Source organism: Bradyrhizobium sp. 25ACV, assembly GCF_054863005.1.
Genome location: NZ_JAVAYO010000090.1, coordinates 1 through 273, shown reverse-complemented (window position 1 = coordinate 273; position 273 = coordinate 1). Strand labels below are relative to the sequence as shown.

Genomic DNA, 273 nt, shown 5'->3' with positions numbered 1-273 from the left:
CGCCAACCATATCCAGCGGCCAGTGCACGCCGAGGTAAACGCGTGACCAGGCGATGCCGGCGGCGACAATCATCAGCAGCGCGCCGGACCAGACCCGGTGCCAGAACAGGAATGCCAGCGCAAAGGTAAAGATGGCGGTGCCGTGATCGCTGGGGAACGAGCTGTCCGGCGCGTGCGCCAGGAAGGTATAGCCGACGCCGGCGACGAACGGACGCTCATGCGGCAGCAGCGCGCCGATAGCGGAGGCGGCAAGCATGGCGAACAACAGCGCGA

The 273-nt window shown here is 66.7% G+C and carries 1 protein-coding gene; it reads right to left on the bottom strand.

Annotation, left to right across the window (positions count from 1 at the left end):
- Window positions 1-273: phosphatase PAP2 family protein (locus RAD04_RS38695; protein WP_461627971.1), on the bottom strand; the 273-nt coding region annotated here is incomplete at both ends.